The following is a 14,798-nucleotide window of genomic DNA, read 5'->3' as shown; positions in this document are numbered from 1 at the left end:
CGCGGCCACCGCCCGCGACGACGTCGTGGACCTACCTCGTCGAGACCCACCACGACCTCGGCGGTCGACCGCACGAACGGGTCCGCGGGCGGGTGGTCGCCCTGCACCTCGTGGAGGACGCCGTCGTCCTGCGGCCCTGCTCCCGGCCGTTCCTGCGCCTGGACGGCGGGGAGCACCCCCCTGGCCCACGGGGACGGGCCGCCTGCAGGTCGAGGCCGCGCCGGGGGCCGACCTCGACGTCCCTGACGTCACCGCGCGGGGACGACCTGCCGCGGCAGGTCGTCGCCGGCTGGGTACCCCCACGGAGGAACTCCTCGCCGATCAGCAGCGCTGCGACACTCCCCGCCACCGGCCAGGGCCGGTCCGAGGAGCACCACGGCGGACACTCCGCAGACCACCGCAGACCACCGCAGACCACCGCAGACCACCGCGCACCAGCGCGCGGGGCGTTCAGCGGCCCGGGTGGTGAGCCACACGACGAGCCCGACGATCACGAAGACGGGGAGCACCCCGGCGGCAGCAGCGAGCCCGTCCACGTCCTCACCCCAGAGTGGTCGACGACCTGCGCGGCTGCCGCGGCGGAGCGCGGGACCACGAACATCCGGGTACCGATTCCGTCTCGCCTCTCACGGACGATCGGCGGTGTTAGCGTGAACCAGTGCCCGAACCGCTGATCGCGTCCACCCCGCCGCTGCCGCCGGCGCCGGGGACCGCGGCCCACGTGGGGTTGGAGCTCGCGAACAGCACGCTGCGCGTCGCCGGTCGGGGTGGCGCCGGTCACGAGGTGGTCGAACTGCTGCCCACCCCCGCCGCGGCCACCGCCTGGCTCATCGCCCACGACCTGGCCCCCAGCGACGCGCAGTTGCAGCGTCACTGCGCCGACCGGCTCACCGCTCTGCGCGACGCGGTCCGGGACCTGCTGTCGGCGGCCGTCGCCGACGAGGCACCGTCCGCCGGTGCGGTGGAGGCGCTGAACGACGCCCTGACCCGCACGCCGGCGGTCCGGTTGCTGCGGTGGGGCTCTCCGGCCGGGTTCACCAGCGAGCTGACCCACCCGGCGACCCAGGTCGTGGAGCACGCCATGGCCGCGATCGCCGCCGACGTCGTGGACGTGCTCACCGGTGCCGACGCCACCCTGCTGGCGACCTGTGCGGCCGCACCCTGTGACCGCTTCATGCTGCGCACCCACGGCCGGCGGCAGTGGTGTTCCACGCGCTGCGGCGATCGCGTCCGGGCGGCCCGTTCCTACGCCCGCCGGACCGGCCAACCCGCCTGAGCAGGTACTGAATCTCACGGAGAAAGGCCATCTTTGACGTGATGTGCAGGTAGCGTGGGGACGTCCCCACCCGGGGAGCCCGGACCGATCACCACCCCGCCCCGCGACCACCTCACCAGGAGCGACCATGACCTCCCCCCGCCGCGCCCTCGTCGTCGTCGACGTCCAGCAGGAGTACTTCAGCGGTCCCCTGACGATCCAGCACCCCGCACCCGCGGACGCGCTGGCCAACGTCGTCCGCGCGGTCGAGACCGCCCGGGCGCACGACGTCCCGATCGTGCTCGTGCAGCACGCCATGCCCGCCGGAGCACCGATCTTCGCGGCCGGGTCCCCCGGCTTCGACCTGCACCCCGACCTCCTCACGGTCACGGACCCCCGGGACGAGCGGATCAGCAAGTCCTTCGGCAGCGTCTTCGCCGGCACCGGTCTCGCGGACCGGCTGCGCGAACGCGACGTCGACACCGTGACGATCGTCGGGTTCATGACCAACAACTGCGACCTGGCCAGCGCCGTGGAAGCGGAGGGCCTGGGGTTCTCCGCCGAGGTCCTCTCCGACGCCAGCGGGGCGATCGACCTGGACAACGCCGTCGGCCACGTCCCCGCGTCGGTGCTGCACGAGACCCTCATGGTCCTGCTGCACTCCAACTTCGCCGCGGTCGCCACCACGCAGCAGTGGGTCGAGGCGGTCGCCGGGGCGCAGCCCCTGCCCCTGGACAACCTCGTCGACTCCGCGGTCCGCGGCCGCGCGCGCGTCGGCGGGTGATCGCGGGCCGTCCGGAAAGCGCTCCAGGACGTGCGCAGCGTACTGGGGGTGCAGGCAGTCATCGCCGCCGACGGGTTCAGGCTCGTCGGCACGGCGAGCGGCGGACCAGGCCGCGCCGACGGCCGGTGGATCAGGCCGGAGGCGCGGGCAACGCGGCCACGAGCGCCGCGAACGCCTCGTCGAGGCGGCGCCCGGCCTTGAGCTGCTCCTCGAGCTTCTGCCCGTGCACGTCGGCGACGTCGTCGGAGGCCTGGTCCCGGGGGGCGGTCGGCCCGCGCCACGCGGGGGCCGCGGTCACCAGGGAGCGCAGACCGGCGGCAGGGGCGGCGCTCGCGGGCAGTCGGTGGTCCTCACCGAGGCGGCGGGAGATCCGGGCCAGTTCCAGCACCGTGAACACACGCCGCTGCACGGGCGGGACGGTCGTGATCACGTGCGCGCGCTGGTCCCGGGTCATGGTCAGGACGAGGTCGGCCGCGCCGACGAGCTGCGGGTCGACCTGGCGGGCCGGGGTCGGCTCGGGGACGGGACGCCGCAGCGCACGCAGCACCTCCGCCACGGCGCGGTCGGTCGGTTCGCCGACCAGCGCGATCGTCCCGGCGGAGGTCACCCGGATCGTCGCGGCGGCCTCGCCGAAGCGCGCACCGAGGTGGTGGCGCAACAGGGCAGCGGCCATCGGTGAACGGCTGATGTTGGCCGTGCAGACGACGAGGACCTCGAACCGGGTCCTCACGAGGGGCTCACGGAGCCATCTTGAGCATCTGTCGTCGTTCGCGCAGCGCCGCCAGCAGCGCGCCCGTCTCGACCTGCGGCGCGCCGTCGAGGATGCACTGCTTGGCGGCCAGCGCCGCCGCGGCCGCCACCTGCTCGTGGCTCAGTCCGCTGGCGGTCGAGGCGACCCGGGGCCACTCCACGGTGCTCAGGTCGAACCCGCGCAGCCGGCGCAGCACGATCTCCTGGACGACACCGGTGCTCGGCAGCGGGTAGTCGATGACGGTGTCGAAGCGGCGCAGCACCGGCCGGTCGAGCAGTTGCGGACGGTTCGTCGTGACGACGAGCACGCTGGCCGAGGCGTCGAGTTCCAGCATCCCGGTGAACGCGCGCAGCACGTCGCGCAGCCGGGAGCGGCTGCGCTCACCGCCGTCGGGGTCGATGAGGGCGTCGACGTCGTCGAAGAGGCAGACGCCGCGGCTCTGGGCCAGCAGGTCGAAGACCAGGGACAGCTTCGCGATGGCGTCCTCGGCGGCGAGGTCGGCGAAGACGTCGAGGCGGACCGCGAACACGGGCAGCGCGAGCTCCGCGGCCAGGACCTCGGCCGTCATGGACTTGCCCGTCCCGGACTGCCCGGTCAGGAGCAGCTTGCGCAGCGGGTCGAACCCTTTGGCCCGCAGCGTGTCCGCGTGTCGCTGTTCGGTGAGGACCCGGTGCAGGCGGGCCATGACGTCACTGCCGAGGGCGAGGTCGGCCAACCCGACGGTGGGCAGCGAGACGGTGAGGACCTGGGCGAGCTCACCGCGGGGCTGCGCGACCGAGGACGGCGCGGCCGGCTGCGGGGGCGCCTGCGGGCGGACGCTGGCCCGGCGGGTCTCGAGCAACCCGCGCAGCTCCTCGACCTCCTTGGAGCGCCCGGCCTTCTCGAGGACCTCGGCGACGGCAGCACGGAACCGCACGTCGTCGCCCGCGCTGTGACTCTCCACGAGTGCCCTGACGTGCGCCGCGGTCGCCAGCAGCCGTGCCTCCACCCCAGCAACTTACCGTGAGTCACCCCACGTCACACCAGTGTCGCGAGCACCGAGCCCCTCACCCCACGAACAGGCAGAACGGGTGACCCGCCGGATCGGCGAGCACGTACAGCGGTTCCTCGGGATCGTTGGTGCGGTCCACCAGCACCTGCGCGCCCAACGCCAGCGACCGGGCGTGGTGGTGCTCCAGGGCGGCCCGGTCGGGGACGGTGAAGTCGACGTGCACCTGCATCGGGACGTCACCCGCCGGCCACGTGCTGCGGGCGAGCTGCTCGACCTGCTGGAAGGCCAGGACCCGCGCGCCGTCACCGTCGAGGAGGACGAGCCACTGCGCCGGCCCGGTCCCCTCGTCGCCCGGGCGGTAGCGCAGCCCCAGCAGTTCCCGGTAGAACTCCGCGAGGCCGCGGGCGTCGGTCGTGTCCAGGACGGTGTGCAGCAGCCGGGGGAACGACGTCGTCATCGTCCCAGGGTGCACCGCACGCTCACCGCAGGCACGAGAGAACCCCCGGAGAACGATCTCCGGGGGTTCCAGGGTGGGCCTAGGAGGACTTGAACCTCCGACCTCTTCCTTATCAGGGAAGCGCTCTAACCAACTGAGCTATAGGCCCTCATGCCACCCGCTCTGCGCGCGCGGCATCGTCAACCTTACCCGACTCGGGGCCGTGCTCCGAACCGGAATTCAGTCGTCGGACAGGGTGACGTGCAACCCGCCGACCAGCGCGGACGAGACGTTGTAGAGGAAGGCGATGATCGTCGACAGCGCCGTGAGCAGCACGACGTCGACGACGGCGATGACCGTGGCGAGCGAGATGACCTTGCCGAACCCGACGTAGTCGAGCAGGTTGAACTTCACCTCGTTGCCGACGACGTCCTTGAGCAGGCCGTTGAGGTCGGTGAAGACACCCATCCCGTTCAGCACGCTCCAGATGACGGCGGTCGCCACCACCAGGGCGATCCCGACGGCCACCGACAGCAGGAACGACAGCTTCGTCACCGACCACGGGTCGACCCGCGCCAGCGTCAACCGCACACGACGGGGCACTGAGTCCACGCCGCTGCGGGGGCGGGCCTGAGCCTGCCCCGCGGTGGTCGCCTGTGCTGCTGAGGGCTGTCCTGCCGAGGACGTCGCGGACCTAGCGGCCTGACTGGCCGACTGGGCCGACGACGCGGTCGCGCGTTCGGCGGGGGTCACTCGTCACCTCCGGGTTCGTCCTCGCTGTCCGAGGCCTCCGGCGACGGTACGCCATCGACTGCCCCACCCACAGGGTCGTTCGCCGGTTCCTGCACAGGTGCTCCACCGTTCGGCAGCTCATCCACCCCTTCGGCGGCCGCGAGGTCGTCCCCGGAGCCCGCGATGTCCGGGTCCGGCTCGGTCGTGACGGGGTCGGTGCCGTCGTCCGCGCCGTCGGTGTCGTCGGTTCCCAGCTCCACGTCGATCACCCGCTCGACGTTGCGGGCGACGGCGAGGATCTTGTCGCCCTTCTCCGGCTTGGCGAACGTGACGCCCATGGTGTCGCGGCCCTTGGCCGGCACCTCGTCGACGCGGGAGCGGACGACGCGGCCGGCCTGCATGACGACGAGCACCTCGTCGTCCTCGGCGACGGTGAGCGCCCCGACCAGGTCACCGCGTTCGTCGGTCAGCTTGGCGACCTTGATGCCGAGGCCACCGCGTCCCTGCTTGCGGTACTCCGCGATCGCGGTGCGCTTCGCGTACCCGTGCTCGGTGACGACGAAGACGTAGAGGTCGTCGCGGGCGACGGCCATCGCGAGCAGCTCGTCGTCGCCGCGGAACTTCATCCCCGTGACCCCGGAGGTGGCCCGGCCCATGGGGCGCAGGTTCTCGTCGGTGGCCTCGAACCGGACGCTCATCCCCTTGCGCGACACGAGGAACAGGTCCTCGTTCTCGCTGACGAGGGTCGCACCGAACAGTTCGTCGTCGACCTCCTCCTCGCCCTCGGCCCCGGCGTGGGAGCGGAGGTTGATGGCGATGAGACCACCCGAGCGGTTGGAGTCGTACTCGGAGAGCTTCGTCTTCTTGACGATGCCGCCCCGGGTCGCGAGCACCAGGTACGGCGCCTGCTCGTAGTCCTCGATGTCGAGGACGGCGACGATCTTCTCGCCCGGCTGGAAGGCCAGCAGGTTCGCGACGTGCTGCCCGCGACCGTCCCGGCCACCCTCGGGCAGTTCGTAGCCCTTGGCCCGGTAGACCCGGCCCAGGTTGGTGAAGAAGAGCAACCAGTGGTGGGTCGTCGTCGTGAAGAAGTGCTCCACGACGTCGTCCTCGCGCAGGCTCGCACCGCGCACCCCGCGCCCACCCCGCCGCTGCGCGCGGTAGAGGTCGGTCTTGGTGCGCTTGGCGTACCCGCCGCGGGTGACGGTGACGACCACGTCCTCGACGGGGATGAGGTCCTCGGCCGTCATGTCGCCCTCGAAGGGCAGGATCTGCGTCTTGCGCTCGTCCCCGTAGCGCTCGACCAGTTCGACCAGTTCGTCGCGGACGATCTGTCGCTGCCGCTCCGGACGGGCGAGGATGTCGTTGTAGTCCGTGATCAGCCGCATGAGTTCGTCGTACTCGTCGGTGATGCGCTGACGTTCCAGCGCGGCGAGACGACGCAGCTGCATCTCGAGGATCGCGCGGGACTGGATCTCGTCGATGTCGAGGAGTTCCATCAGGCCGTCACGGGCGATCTCGACGGTGGCGCTGGCGCGGATGAGGGCGATGACCTCGTCCATGGCGTCGAGCGCCTTGAGCAGCGCACGCAGGATGTGCGCGCGCTCCTCGGCCTTGCGCAGCCGGAACCGCGTGCGGCGCTGGATGACTTCCAGCTGGTGGGTGATCCAGTGCTTGAGGAACGCAGTGATCGGCAGGGTGCGCGGCACGCCGTCGACCAGCGCCAGCATGTTCGCACCGAAGTTCGTCTGCAGCTGGGTGTGCTTGTAGAGGTTGTTCAGCACGACCTTCGCGACGGCGTCACGGCGCAGGATGATGACGAGGCGCTGTCCGGTCTTCCCGGAGGTGTGGTCCTGCACGTCGGCGATGCCGGTGAGCCGGCCGTCGCGGACGAGGTTCGCGATGTTCTCGGCGAGGTTGTCCGGGTTCACCTGGTACGGCAGTTCACTGACGACGAGGCAGGTCCGGCCCTGGATCTCCTCGACCTCCACGACGGCGCGCATCGTGATGGAGCCGCGCCCGGTGCGGTAGGCGTCCTGGATCCCCCGCTGGCCGAGGATCAACGCACCGGTGGGGAAGTCCGGGCCCTTGATGCGCTGCAGCAGCGCGGCGGTCTGCTCGTCCTCGGCGGCGTCCGGGTTGTCCAGCAGCCACTTCGCACCCTCGGCGACCTCGCGCAGGTTGTGCGGCGGGATGTTCGTCGCCATGCCGACGGCGATGCCGGCGGAACCGTTGACCAGCAGGTTCGGGAACCGGCTGGGCAGGACGTCGGGTTCCTGGGAACGACCGTCGTAGTTGGGGGAGAAGTCGACGGTCTCCTCGTCGATGTCGCGAACCATCTCCATGGCCAGCGGCGCCATCCGGCACTCGGTGTAGCGGTAGGCCGCGGCCGGGTCGTTGCCGGGCGAACCGAAGTTCCCCTGCCCGTCGACGAGCGGGTAGCGCAACGACCAGTCCTGGGCGAGGCGCACGAGGGCGTCGTAGATGGAACTGTCACCGTGCGGGTGGTAGTTCGACATGACGTCGCCGACGACGCGGGCGCACTTGTAGTACCCACGGTCGGGGCGGTAACCCCCGTCGTACATCGCGTACAGCACCCGGCGGTGGACGGGTTTCAGACCGTCCCGCACGTCGGGCAGGGCACGCGAGACGATGACGCTCATCGCGTAGTCGAGGTAGGACCGCTGCATCTGCGCCTGCAGGTCGACCTGCTGGACGCGGTCGTCGGTGGGGGGTTCGGTGGTGCTCTCGCTCACGGCGGGGGTTTGCCTCTCAGGTCACGGTCTCGGCGTCGGACGTTCCACGTGGAACATCGATCAGACGTCGAGGAACCTCACGTCGCGGGCGTTGCGCTGGATGAAGCTCCGGCGCGATTCGACGTCCTCACCCATGAGGACGGAGAACACGGCATCGGCGGCGGCCGCGTCCTCGAGGGTCACCTGGAGGAGCGTCCGGTGCGCCCGGTCCATCGTCGTCTCGGACAGCTCGTCCCAGTTCATCTCACCCAGACCCTTGTAGCGCTGGATGGCGCTCTCCTTGGGAAGCTTCTTCCCGGCGGCGCGACCGGCCTCGATCATCGCGTCGCGCTCCCGGTCGGAGTAGACGAACTCGTGGGCCGCACCACCCATCCACTTGAGCCGGTACAGCGGCGGCTGCGCCAGGTACACGTGACCGTTCTCGACGAGCGGGCTCATGTAGCGGAACAGCAGTGTCAGCAGCAGCGTCTGGATGTGCTGACCGTCGACGTCGGCATCCGCCATCAGGATGATCTTGTGGTAGCGGAGCTTCTCGAGGTTGAAGTCCTCGCCGATGCCCGTGCCGAACGCGGTGATGAGGGCCTGCACCTCCTGGTTGCCCAGGGCGCGGTCCAACCGGGCCTTCTCGACGTTCAGGATCTTCCCGCGGATTGGCAGGATGGCCTGGGTGCGCGGGTCGCGACCACGGGTGGCAGAACCACCGGCGGAGTCCCCCTCGACGATGAAGACCTCGCACTCGACGGGGTTGTTGGACTGGCAGTCCTTCAACTTCCCCGGCAACGAGTTGCGCTCCAGCAGCGACTTCCGGCTTGCCTCACGGGCCTTGCGCGCCGCCGACCGCGCAACCGAGGCCGCCTGCGCCTTCTTCGCGATCGTCCAGGCTTCCTTGGGGTTGGCCTGGAACCAGTGCCCGAGGTGCTCGCGGACCTGGGCCTGGACGAAGGTGCGGGCCAGGGTGTTGCCCAGCTTGGTCTTCGTCTGACCCTCGAACTGCGGTTCGGTCAGCTTGACCGAGACGATCGCGGTCAGACCCTCACGGATGTCCGACCCCTCGAGGTTGTCCTTGTCCTCGAGGATCTTCGGCTTGGCCGCGCGGGCGTACTCGATGACGAGGTTCGTCAGCGCGGTGCGGAAACCCGCCTCGTGCGTCCCACCCTCGGAGGTGTTGATGTTGTTGGCGTAGGTGAAGACGGCCTCGGAGTACGACGTCGTCCACTGCATCGCGATCTCGACCGCGATGCCCTTCTCCGTGTCCTCCGCCTCGAGGGAGATCACGGTGTCGTGCAGCGGTTCGTTCTTCTTCAGGGCGTTGATGTGCTTGACGTAGTCGATGAGACCGTCGTCGTAGCGGTAGCTCGCCGAGCGGACCGGCTTGTCGTCCGTGGCGCCGTCGTCGGCCTCGTCCTCGGGGTAGGCGCGCTCGTCGGTGAGGTTCAGCGTGAGGCCCTTGTTGAGGAAGGCCCGCTGCTGGAAGCTCGTGCGCAGGGTCTCGTAGGAGTAGTCGGTGGTCTCGAAGATCTCGTCGTTGGCCCAGAACGTGATCGTCGTCCCGGTCCGATCGGTCGCCTCGCCCTTGACCAGCGGCGCCAGCGGCACACCGTTCGCGTACGACTGGCGCCAGGCGAAGCCCTGCCGGAAGACCTCGACGTCGAGGCGGGTGGAGAGGGCATTGACGACGGAACTGCCGACGCCGTGCAGACCACCGGACACCGCGTAGCCACCGCCACCGAACTTGCCGCCCGCGTGCAGGACAGTCAGCACGACCTCGACGGCCGGCCGGCCCTCGCCCGGCATGACGTCGACGGGGATCCCCCGGCCGTTGTCGACGACCCGGACGCCGCCGTCGGCGAGCAGGGTCACGTCGATCGTGTCGCAGTACCCCCCGAGGGCCTCGTCGACGGAGTTGTCGACGATCTCGGAGACGAGGTGGTGCAGACCGCGTTCACCGGTGGAGCCGATGTACATGCCCGGACGCTTGCGGACCGCTTCGAGACCCTCCAGGACCTGGATGGCGTCGGCGCCGTACTCCGGGTTCGGCTGACCGTCCGGGGTGACGGCGTCCGCGAGCGACGCGGCGTCCTCCGGAGCGGGCTGTGCTTCCTGGCTGTCCTCGGGACGTTCCTCGTCTGGCACGAGCGGGTGCTCTCCCTCCGCGTCGAGGCGGTCGGCGCGGCCCGCGGACGGCGCGCACCCACAGGGCCGGACGTACGTGGCCGAGCAGTACGAGGACGTGCGTCCTCTGACCGCCTGGTTCACCGCACAGTCTACCCCGAAGTGACCGGGGCCTCTCACTCAGCGCGCCTCAGCGCGCCCCCTGAGCGGTTCGACCCCCGTTGTCGTGGGGGACCACACGAGAGGGGTGCCGGACGTTTCAGCGCCGGATCTGGGCCAGGACTCCTCAGCCGTAGGTGTCGCGAGGTCCGCGACCGCCCGGGGCGGTACGACCACCCTTGCGCCACGACGGGGCCTGCGGCCCGCGGACGACGACCTTGGTCACGACCCCGTGACCGAGCTCCTCGTCCAGGCGCCGCACGAGGTGGCTGGTGAGGAGGCGGACCTGGGTGGCCCAGGCGGTCGACTCGGCGCGGACGACGAGCGTGCCGTCCTTCAGCGTCTCGGGGGTGCAGTGCCCGGCGAGCTCGGGCCCGACGACGACGTCCCAGCGACCGAACGCACCGCCGACGGCGACGGGCTGCTCCCACCCGCGCTCCCCGACGAGACGCCCCAGCGTGGAGTCCAGGGACTGCGGGTCGCGGGCGTCGGGGTGGGCCCCGGACCGCCCGGCCGTGTTGCGCCGGGCCTCCTTCCACTCCTCGCGCGTCTTCGGACCGCCCAGCGGGACGCGTCCCGGGCGCAGCCCCTTGGCCGCCGCGGCGGCGCGGGCCCGACCCAGCGCGGTCCGGGCGAGGTCGGCGCCGAGGGTGTCGTCGAGCTCCTCCTCGGGACCCGGCTCCGCGTCCCCGCTCTCCGCGTCCTCGTTCTCGGCGCCGGGCTGGTCAGTCACCGCGGACCGCCACCCCGGTCGTGACGTGGACCCGGTCGGCGTGCTCCCCCTGCAGCGCAGCGGGCACGTCCTCGGGGACGGCGGCCGTGACGAGGACCTGCTCGGCGTCGGCGACGATCGCGGACAGCCGTTCGCGGCGGCCGGCGTCGAGCTCGGCGAAGACGTCGTCGAGGATCAGGACCGGTCCCCCGGGATCGTCCATCTCGTCGTCGGCGAGCAGCAGCCGGTAGCTCGCCAGCCGCAGGCCGAGCGCCACCGACCAGCTCTCGCCGTGACTGGCGTAGCCCTTGGCCGGCATCCCGCCGAGGGTCAGCACCAGGTCGTCGCGCTGCGGGCCGACGAGGCAGACCCCGCGGTCGAGCTCGGCCTTGCGGTTCTCGACCATCGAGGCCAGCAGGCCCTCGCGCAGCTCCTCGCGCGTCGGCACCTCCCCGCCCGGGGTCGTGGCGACCCCCTCCGCCAGCAGCGGCAGCGCCGAGCGGTACCCCAGCTCCAGGTCGCCCTGTCCCCCGCTCACCGAGCGGTAGGCGGAGTCGGCGGGTGCACGCAGGTCGGCCAGCAGCGCCAGGCGGGCCGACAGCAGCTCCGCCCCCGTCGTCGCCAGGTGCTCGTCCCAGACGTCGAGGGTGTGGGTGTCCGCCCGACCCGAGCGCATGGCCGCGCCGGCGGACTTCAGCAACGCCGTCCGCTGCCGCAGGATGCGGTCGTAGTCGGCCCGCACCCCGGCGACCCGCGGCCAGCGGGTGACCAGCAGCTCGTCGAGGTAGCGACGCCGCTCGCCGGGGTCGCCCTTCACGAGGGCGAGGTCCTCGGGGGCGAAGAGGACGGTGCGCAGCACGCCGAGCACGTCGCGGGTCCGGCGGACCGGGTTGCCGTTGAGGCGGGCCCGGTTCGCCTTGCCCGGCGTGATCTCCAGCTCGACCAGCGCCCGCCGACCGCCGCGCTCCAGCTGAGCGCGGACGACGGCACGCTCCGCTCCCTGCCGGACGAGGGGCGCGTCACCGGAGACCCGGTGGCTGTCCAACGTCGCGACGTACCCGATGGCCTCGACCAGGTTGGTCTTGCCCTGCCCGTTCAGCCCGACGAAGGTCGTCGTGCCGGGGCGCAGGTCCAGTTCGAGGCTCGGGTAGGAGCGGTAGTCGACGAGCGAGAGGTGCGCGACGTGCACGCGAGGGTCAGTCGTTCACGGAGCCCGTGCCCGAGGAGGGCCCGGCCTGCGTCACTGCGTGCCCGCCGAACTGGTTGCGCAGGGCGGCGACGGCCTTGATCGAGGGCGAGTCCTCCTGGCGCGAGGAGAAGCGCGCGAAGAGCGCGGCCGCGAGGACCGGCATCGGGACGGCGTTCTCGATCGCCTGTTCCAGGGTCCAGCGGCCCTCACCGGAGTCCTGGGCGTAGCCGCGGATGTTGTCCAGCTTGGGGTCCTCCTCCAGGGCGCGGACCATGAGGTCCAGCAGCCAGGAGCGGACGACGGTGCCCCGGGTCCACGCCTTGAAGACGGCCGGGACGTCGTGGATGATCCCCTTCGCCTCGAGGAGCTCGTAACCCTCGGCGTAGGCGTGCATCAGGCCGTACTCGATGCCGTTGTGAACCATCTTCGAGTAGTGGCCCGCCCCGACGCCGCCGGCGTGGACGAAGCCCTCCTCGCGCGGACCCTCGGGACGCAGCGCGTCGAAGATCGGCATCGCGAGGTCGACGTGGCCCTTGGCGCCACCGGCCATGAGGCCGTAGCCGTTGTCCTTGCCCCACACGCCGCCGGAGACGCCGCAGTCGAGGTAGCCGGTACCGCGCTCGGCGAGGAGCTTGGCGTTGATCTCGTCGTCGGTCCACTTCGAGTTGCCGCCGTCGATGACCAGGTCACCGTCCTTGAGCAGCGGAGCCAGGTTGGCGACGGTGTCGCGGGTGATCTTGCCCGAGGGGACCATCACCCAGATGACGCGCGGCGAGGGCAGCGCCTCGACCAGGGCCGCGAGGCTCGCGACGTCGGTGACGTCGGGGTTCGGGTCGTACCCGGTGACCTCGATGCCCTTGTCGCGCAGACGGGAACGCATGTTCCCGCCCATCTTGCCGAGACCGACGAGACCGATGTGCATGCCAGACGTTCCCTTCTCGTGCCCGGCCTTCACACCGGGCTCATGTGGACTGACCGGGCTCAGCCGGCGAGCCGGACCGGCATGAGCAGGTACCGGTAGGTGTCGTCGTCGTCCCCTTCGAGGTCCGCCTGGCCGGTGAGGACCGCCGGGCGGGTCGACTGGGTGAACGACAGTCGGGCGAACGGGGCACCGAGTGCCCCGAGGCCGTCGAGCAGGAACTGCGGGTTGAAGGCGATGGCGATCGATTCACCGACGAGCGCGGCCTCGAGGGCCTCCGTCGCCTGTGCGTCCTCGCCCTGGCCCGCTTCCAAGGAGAGCACGCCGTCCTCGAAGCGCAACCGTACGGGCGTGTTGCGCTCCGCGACGAGGGCCACGCGCTTGACGGCCTCCGTCAGGGCGGCGGTGGAGACGACCGCGTGGGTGGACGATTCGGCCGGGAACAGCGCCCGGACCTTCGGGTACTCACCGTCGACGAGCAGCGAGGTCGAGTAGCGACCGCCGGCCTGGAAGCCGATGAGGTCACTCTTGCCGTCGGCCATGGCCATCGTCAGCGAACTCGTGGAGCCCAGCGAACGGGCGACGTCGGACAGCGTTCGGGCCCGGACCAGGGCCACGGCGGACATGTCGGGGCTGCTCGGGTTCCAGCGCAGTTCGCGCACCGCGAGGCGGTAGCGGTCGGTGGCCAGCAGCGTGAGCCGGTCGCCCTCGATCTCCATCCGGACCCCGGTGAGGATCGGCAGGGTCTCGTCCCGGCTGGCCGCCACGGTCACCTGCGCCACGGCCTCGACGAACTCGGCTCCCGGCACTTCACCGGAGGAACCCGGCAGCGACGGCAGGGCGGGGTACTCGTCGACCGTCATGGTCAGCAGGGTGAAGCGGCTCGCCCCGCAGGTCACGACGACCTTGGAGCCCTCGGTGGTGAGGGTGACCGGACGGTTCGGGAGGCTGCGCGAGATGTCGGCCAGCAGTCGTCCGGAGACCAGGACGCGCCCGGCTGTGCGGACGTCGGCCGGCAGCTCGACCCGGGCGGACACCTCGTAGTCGAAGGTCGACAGCTTCAGGGAGCCCTCGTCCGTGGCCTCGAGGAGGACACCGGCCAGGACGGGCACAGGAGGCCGGGAGGGCAAGGCCCTGGCTGCCCACGCGACGGCGTCGGCCAGCACGTCGCGCTCGACCTGCAACTCCACCGGGCACCGCCTTCTCTCGAACCTCTGTCGCGTCCCCCGTCCGGCAGGGAGCAGGACGAGCGGCTTCCGACAGTAGTGGAGACCGCCGACGCCGGTGCACGCGCCTCCACAGGGTCGGGGAGATCCGTCATCCCAGACTTCTAGAAGACCCTCACCTCGAGGTCACGCTGCGTGATCAACGTGCCGAGGGGTACCCCACACCTTGTTCGAACAGGGTCAGGCCTCCGGGCCCTTCAGTCTTCCTCCAGGCCGCCTTTCCCCACAACCTGTCCACACTGGACGTGGGCTGACGGGATTCACCATGGATAGATCAGTCGTAGTCGTAACCCTTGTGGACCCTGTGGACAACTCGGCGTCGTCGCAGGTCAGAGTCCTTTTGACCCCCTCTCGGGGGGTGTGGACGGCATGGGGACGAGCGAACCGGGTCATCCACAGGTACGCGTTCCCGAGGCGGTCTGTCCACCGCTGTCCCCAGGTTGTCCCTGCTGGATCCACCTCTCGTCCACCGGGTTGTCCACGGGTGTGGGCTTCTCTGTCCACAACCCTGTCCCCAGCATGTGGACAACTGTGGAGAACTTTTCCGACGAGGTCTGACGGCGCCCGGACCGACTCTTCGTCAGGGGTGAGGGACGTCGGCGACCTCGAGCGGTCGCCCGCCCAGGACGGCTCGACGGCCGGCGCCGGGCACGCGTCAGCACACGGCGGGACGGCTCGGGCGCCGACGGCCTGAACGGCGGCGTCAGGAGGCCGCGGGAGACGTCATGGGCTTCGCCGCGGGGGCTGAGTCGGAGGCGCCCCCGCGGGCGTCAGGA

The 14,798-nt window shown here is 71.0% G+C and carries 13 protein-coding genes and 1 tRNA gene; 2 read left to right on the top strand and 12 right to left on the bottom strand.

Features of this window, described 5'->3' with window-relative positions:
• Positions 1-248: 248 nt before the first annotated feature.
• Complete coding sequence (locus OG218_RS13275) at positions 249-536, bottom strand: hypothetical protein (protein WP_328293697.1); 288 nt, start codon at positions 534-536, stop codon at positions 249-251.
• Between the two features lie 122 nt (positions 537-658).
• On the opposite strand from OG218_RS13275, the gene OG218_RS13270 reads away from it, so the two are divergent.
• Both OG218_RS13270 and OG218_RS13265 read left to right on the top strand, forming a co-directional pair.
• Positions 659-1,276, top strand: coding sequence for a CGNR zinc finger domain-containing protein (locus tag OG218_RS13270; protein ID WP_328293696.1), 618 nt, complete (start codon positions 659-661; stop codon positions 1,274-1,276).
• Between the two features lie 127 nt (positions 1,277-1,403).
• Complete coding sequence (locus tag OG218_RS13265; protein ID WP_328293695.1) at positions 1,404-2,039, top strand: isochorismatase family protein; 636 nt, start codon at positions 1,404-1,406, stop codon at positions 2,037-2,039.
• A 130-nt stretch (positions 2,040-2,169) separates the two neighbouring features.
• On the opposite strand, the gene OG218_RS13260 is transcribed toward OG218_RS13265, so the two are convergent.
• The 11 genes from OG218_RS13260 to dnaN all read right to left on the bottom strand — a co-directional run bounded on the left by OG218_RS13260 (position 2,170) and on the right by dnaN (position 13,986).
• Entirely contained in the window at positions 2,170-2,769 is a 600-nt protein-coding gene (locus OG218_RS13260) for an arsenate reductase/protein-tyrosine-phosphatase family protein (protein WP_328293694.1), read from the bottom strand.
• A 7-nt stretch (positions 2,770-2,776) separates the two neighbouring features.
• Positions 2,777-3,778, bottom strand: a complete 1,002-nt coding sequence (locus OG218_RS13255; protein ID WP_328293693.1) for an ATP-binding protein — start codon at positions 3,776-3,778, stop codon at positions 2,777-2,779.
• Between the two features lie 58 nt (positions 3,779-3,836).
• Positions 3,837-4,238: a VOC family protein gene (locus tag OG218_RS13250; protein WP_328293692.1), complete on the bottom strand. Its 402-nt coding sequence runs from the start codon at positions 4,236-4,238 to the stop codon at positions 3,837-3,839.
• Between the two features lie 74 nt (positions 4,239-4,312).
• Positions 4,313-4,386 (bottom strand) — tRNA-Ile (locus OG218_RS13245).
• A gap of 71 nt (positions 4,387-4,457) precedes the next feature.
• Positions 4,458-4,820 (bottom strand): DUF3566 domain-containing protein, encoded by a 363-nt coding sequence (locus tag OG218_RS13240; RefSeq protein ID WP_328293691.1) that lies wholly within the window; start codon positions 4,818-4,820, stop codon positions 4,458-4,460.
• A 146-nt stretch (positions 4,821-4,966) separates the two neighbouring features.
• Positions 4,967-7,705 carry a DNA gyrase subunit A gene (gyrA, locus tag OG218_RS13235; protein ID WP_328293690.1) on the bottom strand — a complete coding sequence of 913 codons (2,739 nt, stop codon included), beginning with the start codon at positions 7,703-7,705 and terminating at the stop codon, positions 4,967-4,969.
• Positions 7,706-7,765: 60 nt separating this feature from the next.
• Positions 7,766-9,838 (bottom strand): DNA topoisomerase (ATP-hydrolyzing) subunit B, encoded by a 2,073-nt coding sequence (gene gyrB / locus OG218_RS13230; RefSeq protein WP_328293689.1) that lies wholly within the window; start codon positions 9,836-9,838, stop codon positions 7,766-7,768.
• 265 nt (positions 9,839-10,103) lie between these two features.
• Positions 10,104-10,709: a DUF721 domain-containing protein gene (locus OG218_RS13225; protein WP_328293688.1), complete on the bottom strand. Its 606-nt coding sequence runs from the start codon at positions 10,707-10,709 to the stop codon at positions 10,104-10,106.
• On the bottom strand, positions 10,702-11,877 hold the full coding sequence (gene recF, locus OG218_RS13220; protein WP_328293687.1) for a DNA replication/repair protein RecF: 1,176 nt from the start codon (positions 11,875-11,877) through the stop codon (positions 10,702-10,704). The genes OG218_RS13225 and recF overlap by 8 nt, the downstream gene beginning before the upstream one ends.
• A 7-nt stretch (positions 11,878-11,884) precedes the next feature.
• Positions 11,885-12,832: a phosphogluconate dehydrogenase (NAD(+)-dependent, decarboxylating) gene (gnd, locus tag OG218_RS13215; protein ID WP_328293686.1), complete on the bottom strand. Its 948-nt coding sequence runs from the start codon at positions 12,830-12,832 to the stop codon at positions 11,885-11,887.
• Positions 12,833-12,858: 26 nt separating this feature from the next.
• Positions 12,859-13,986 carry a DNA polymerase III subunit beta gene (gene dnaN / locus OG218_RS13210; RefSeq protein ID WP_328293685.1) on the bottom strand — a complete coding sequence of 376 codons (1,128 nt, stop codon included), beginning with the start codon at positions 13,984-13,986 and terminating at the stop codon, positions 12,859-12,861.
• Positions 13,987-14,798 lie beyond the last annotated feature (812 nt).

It is taken from the genome of Kineococcus sp. NBC_00420, from assembly GCF_036021035.1.
In the GTDB taxonomy this organism is placed as follows: Bacteria; Actinomycetota; Actinomycetes; order Actinomycetales; family Kineococcaceae; genus Kineococcus.
This window is presented reverse-complemented; position numbering and strand designations above follow the sequence as displayed.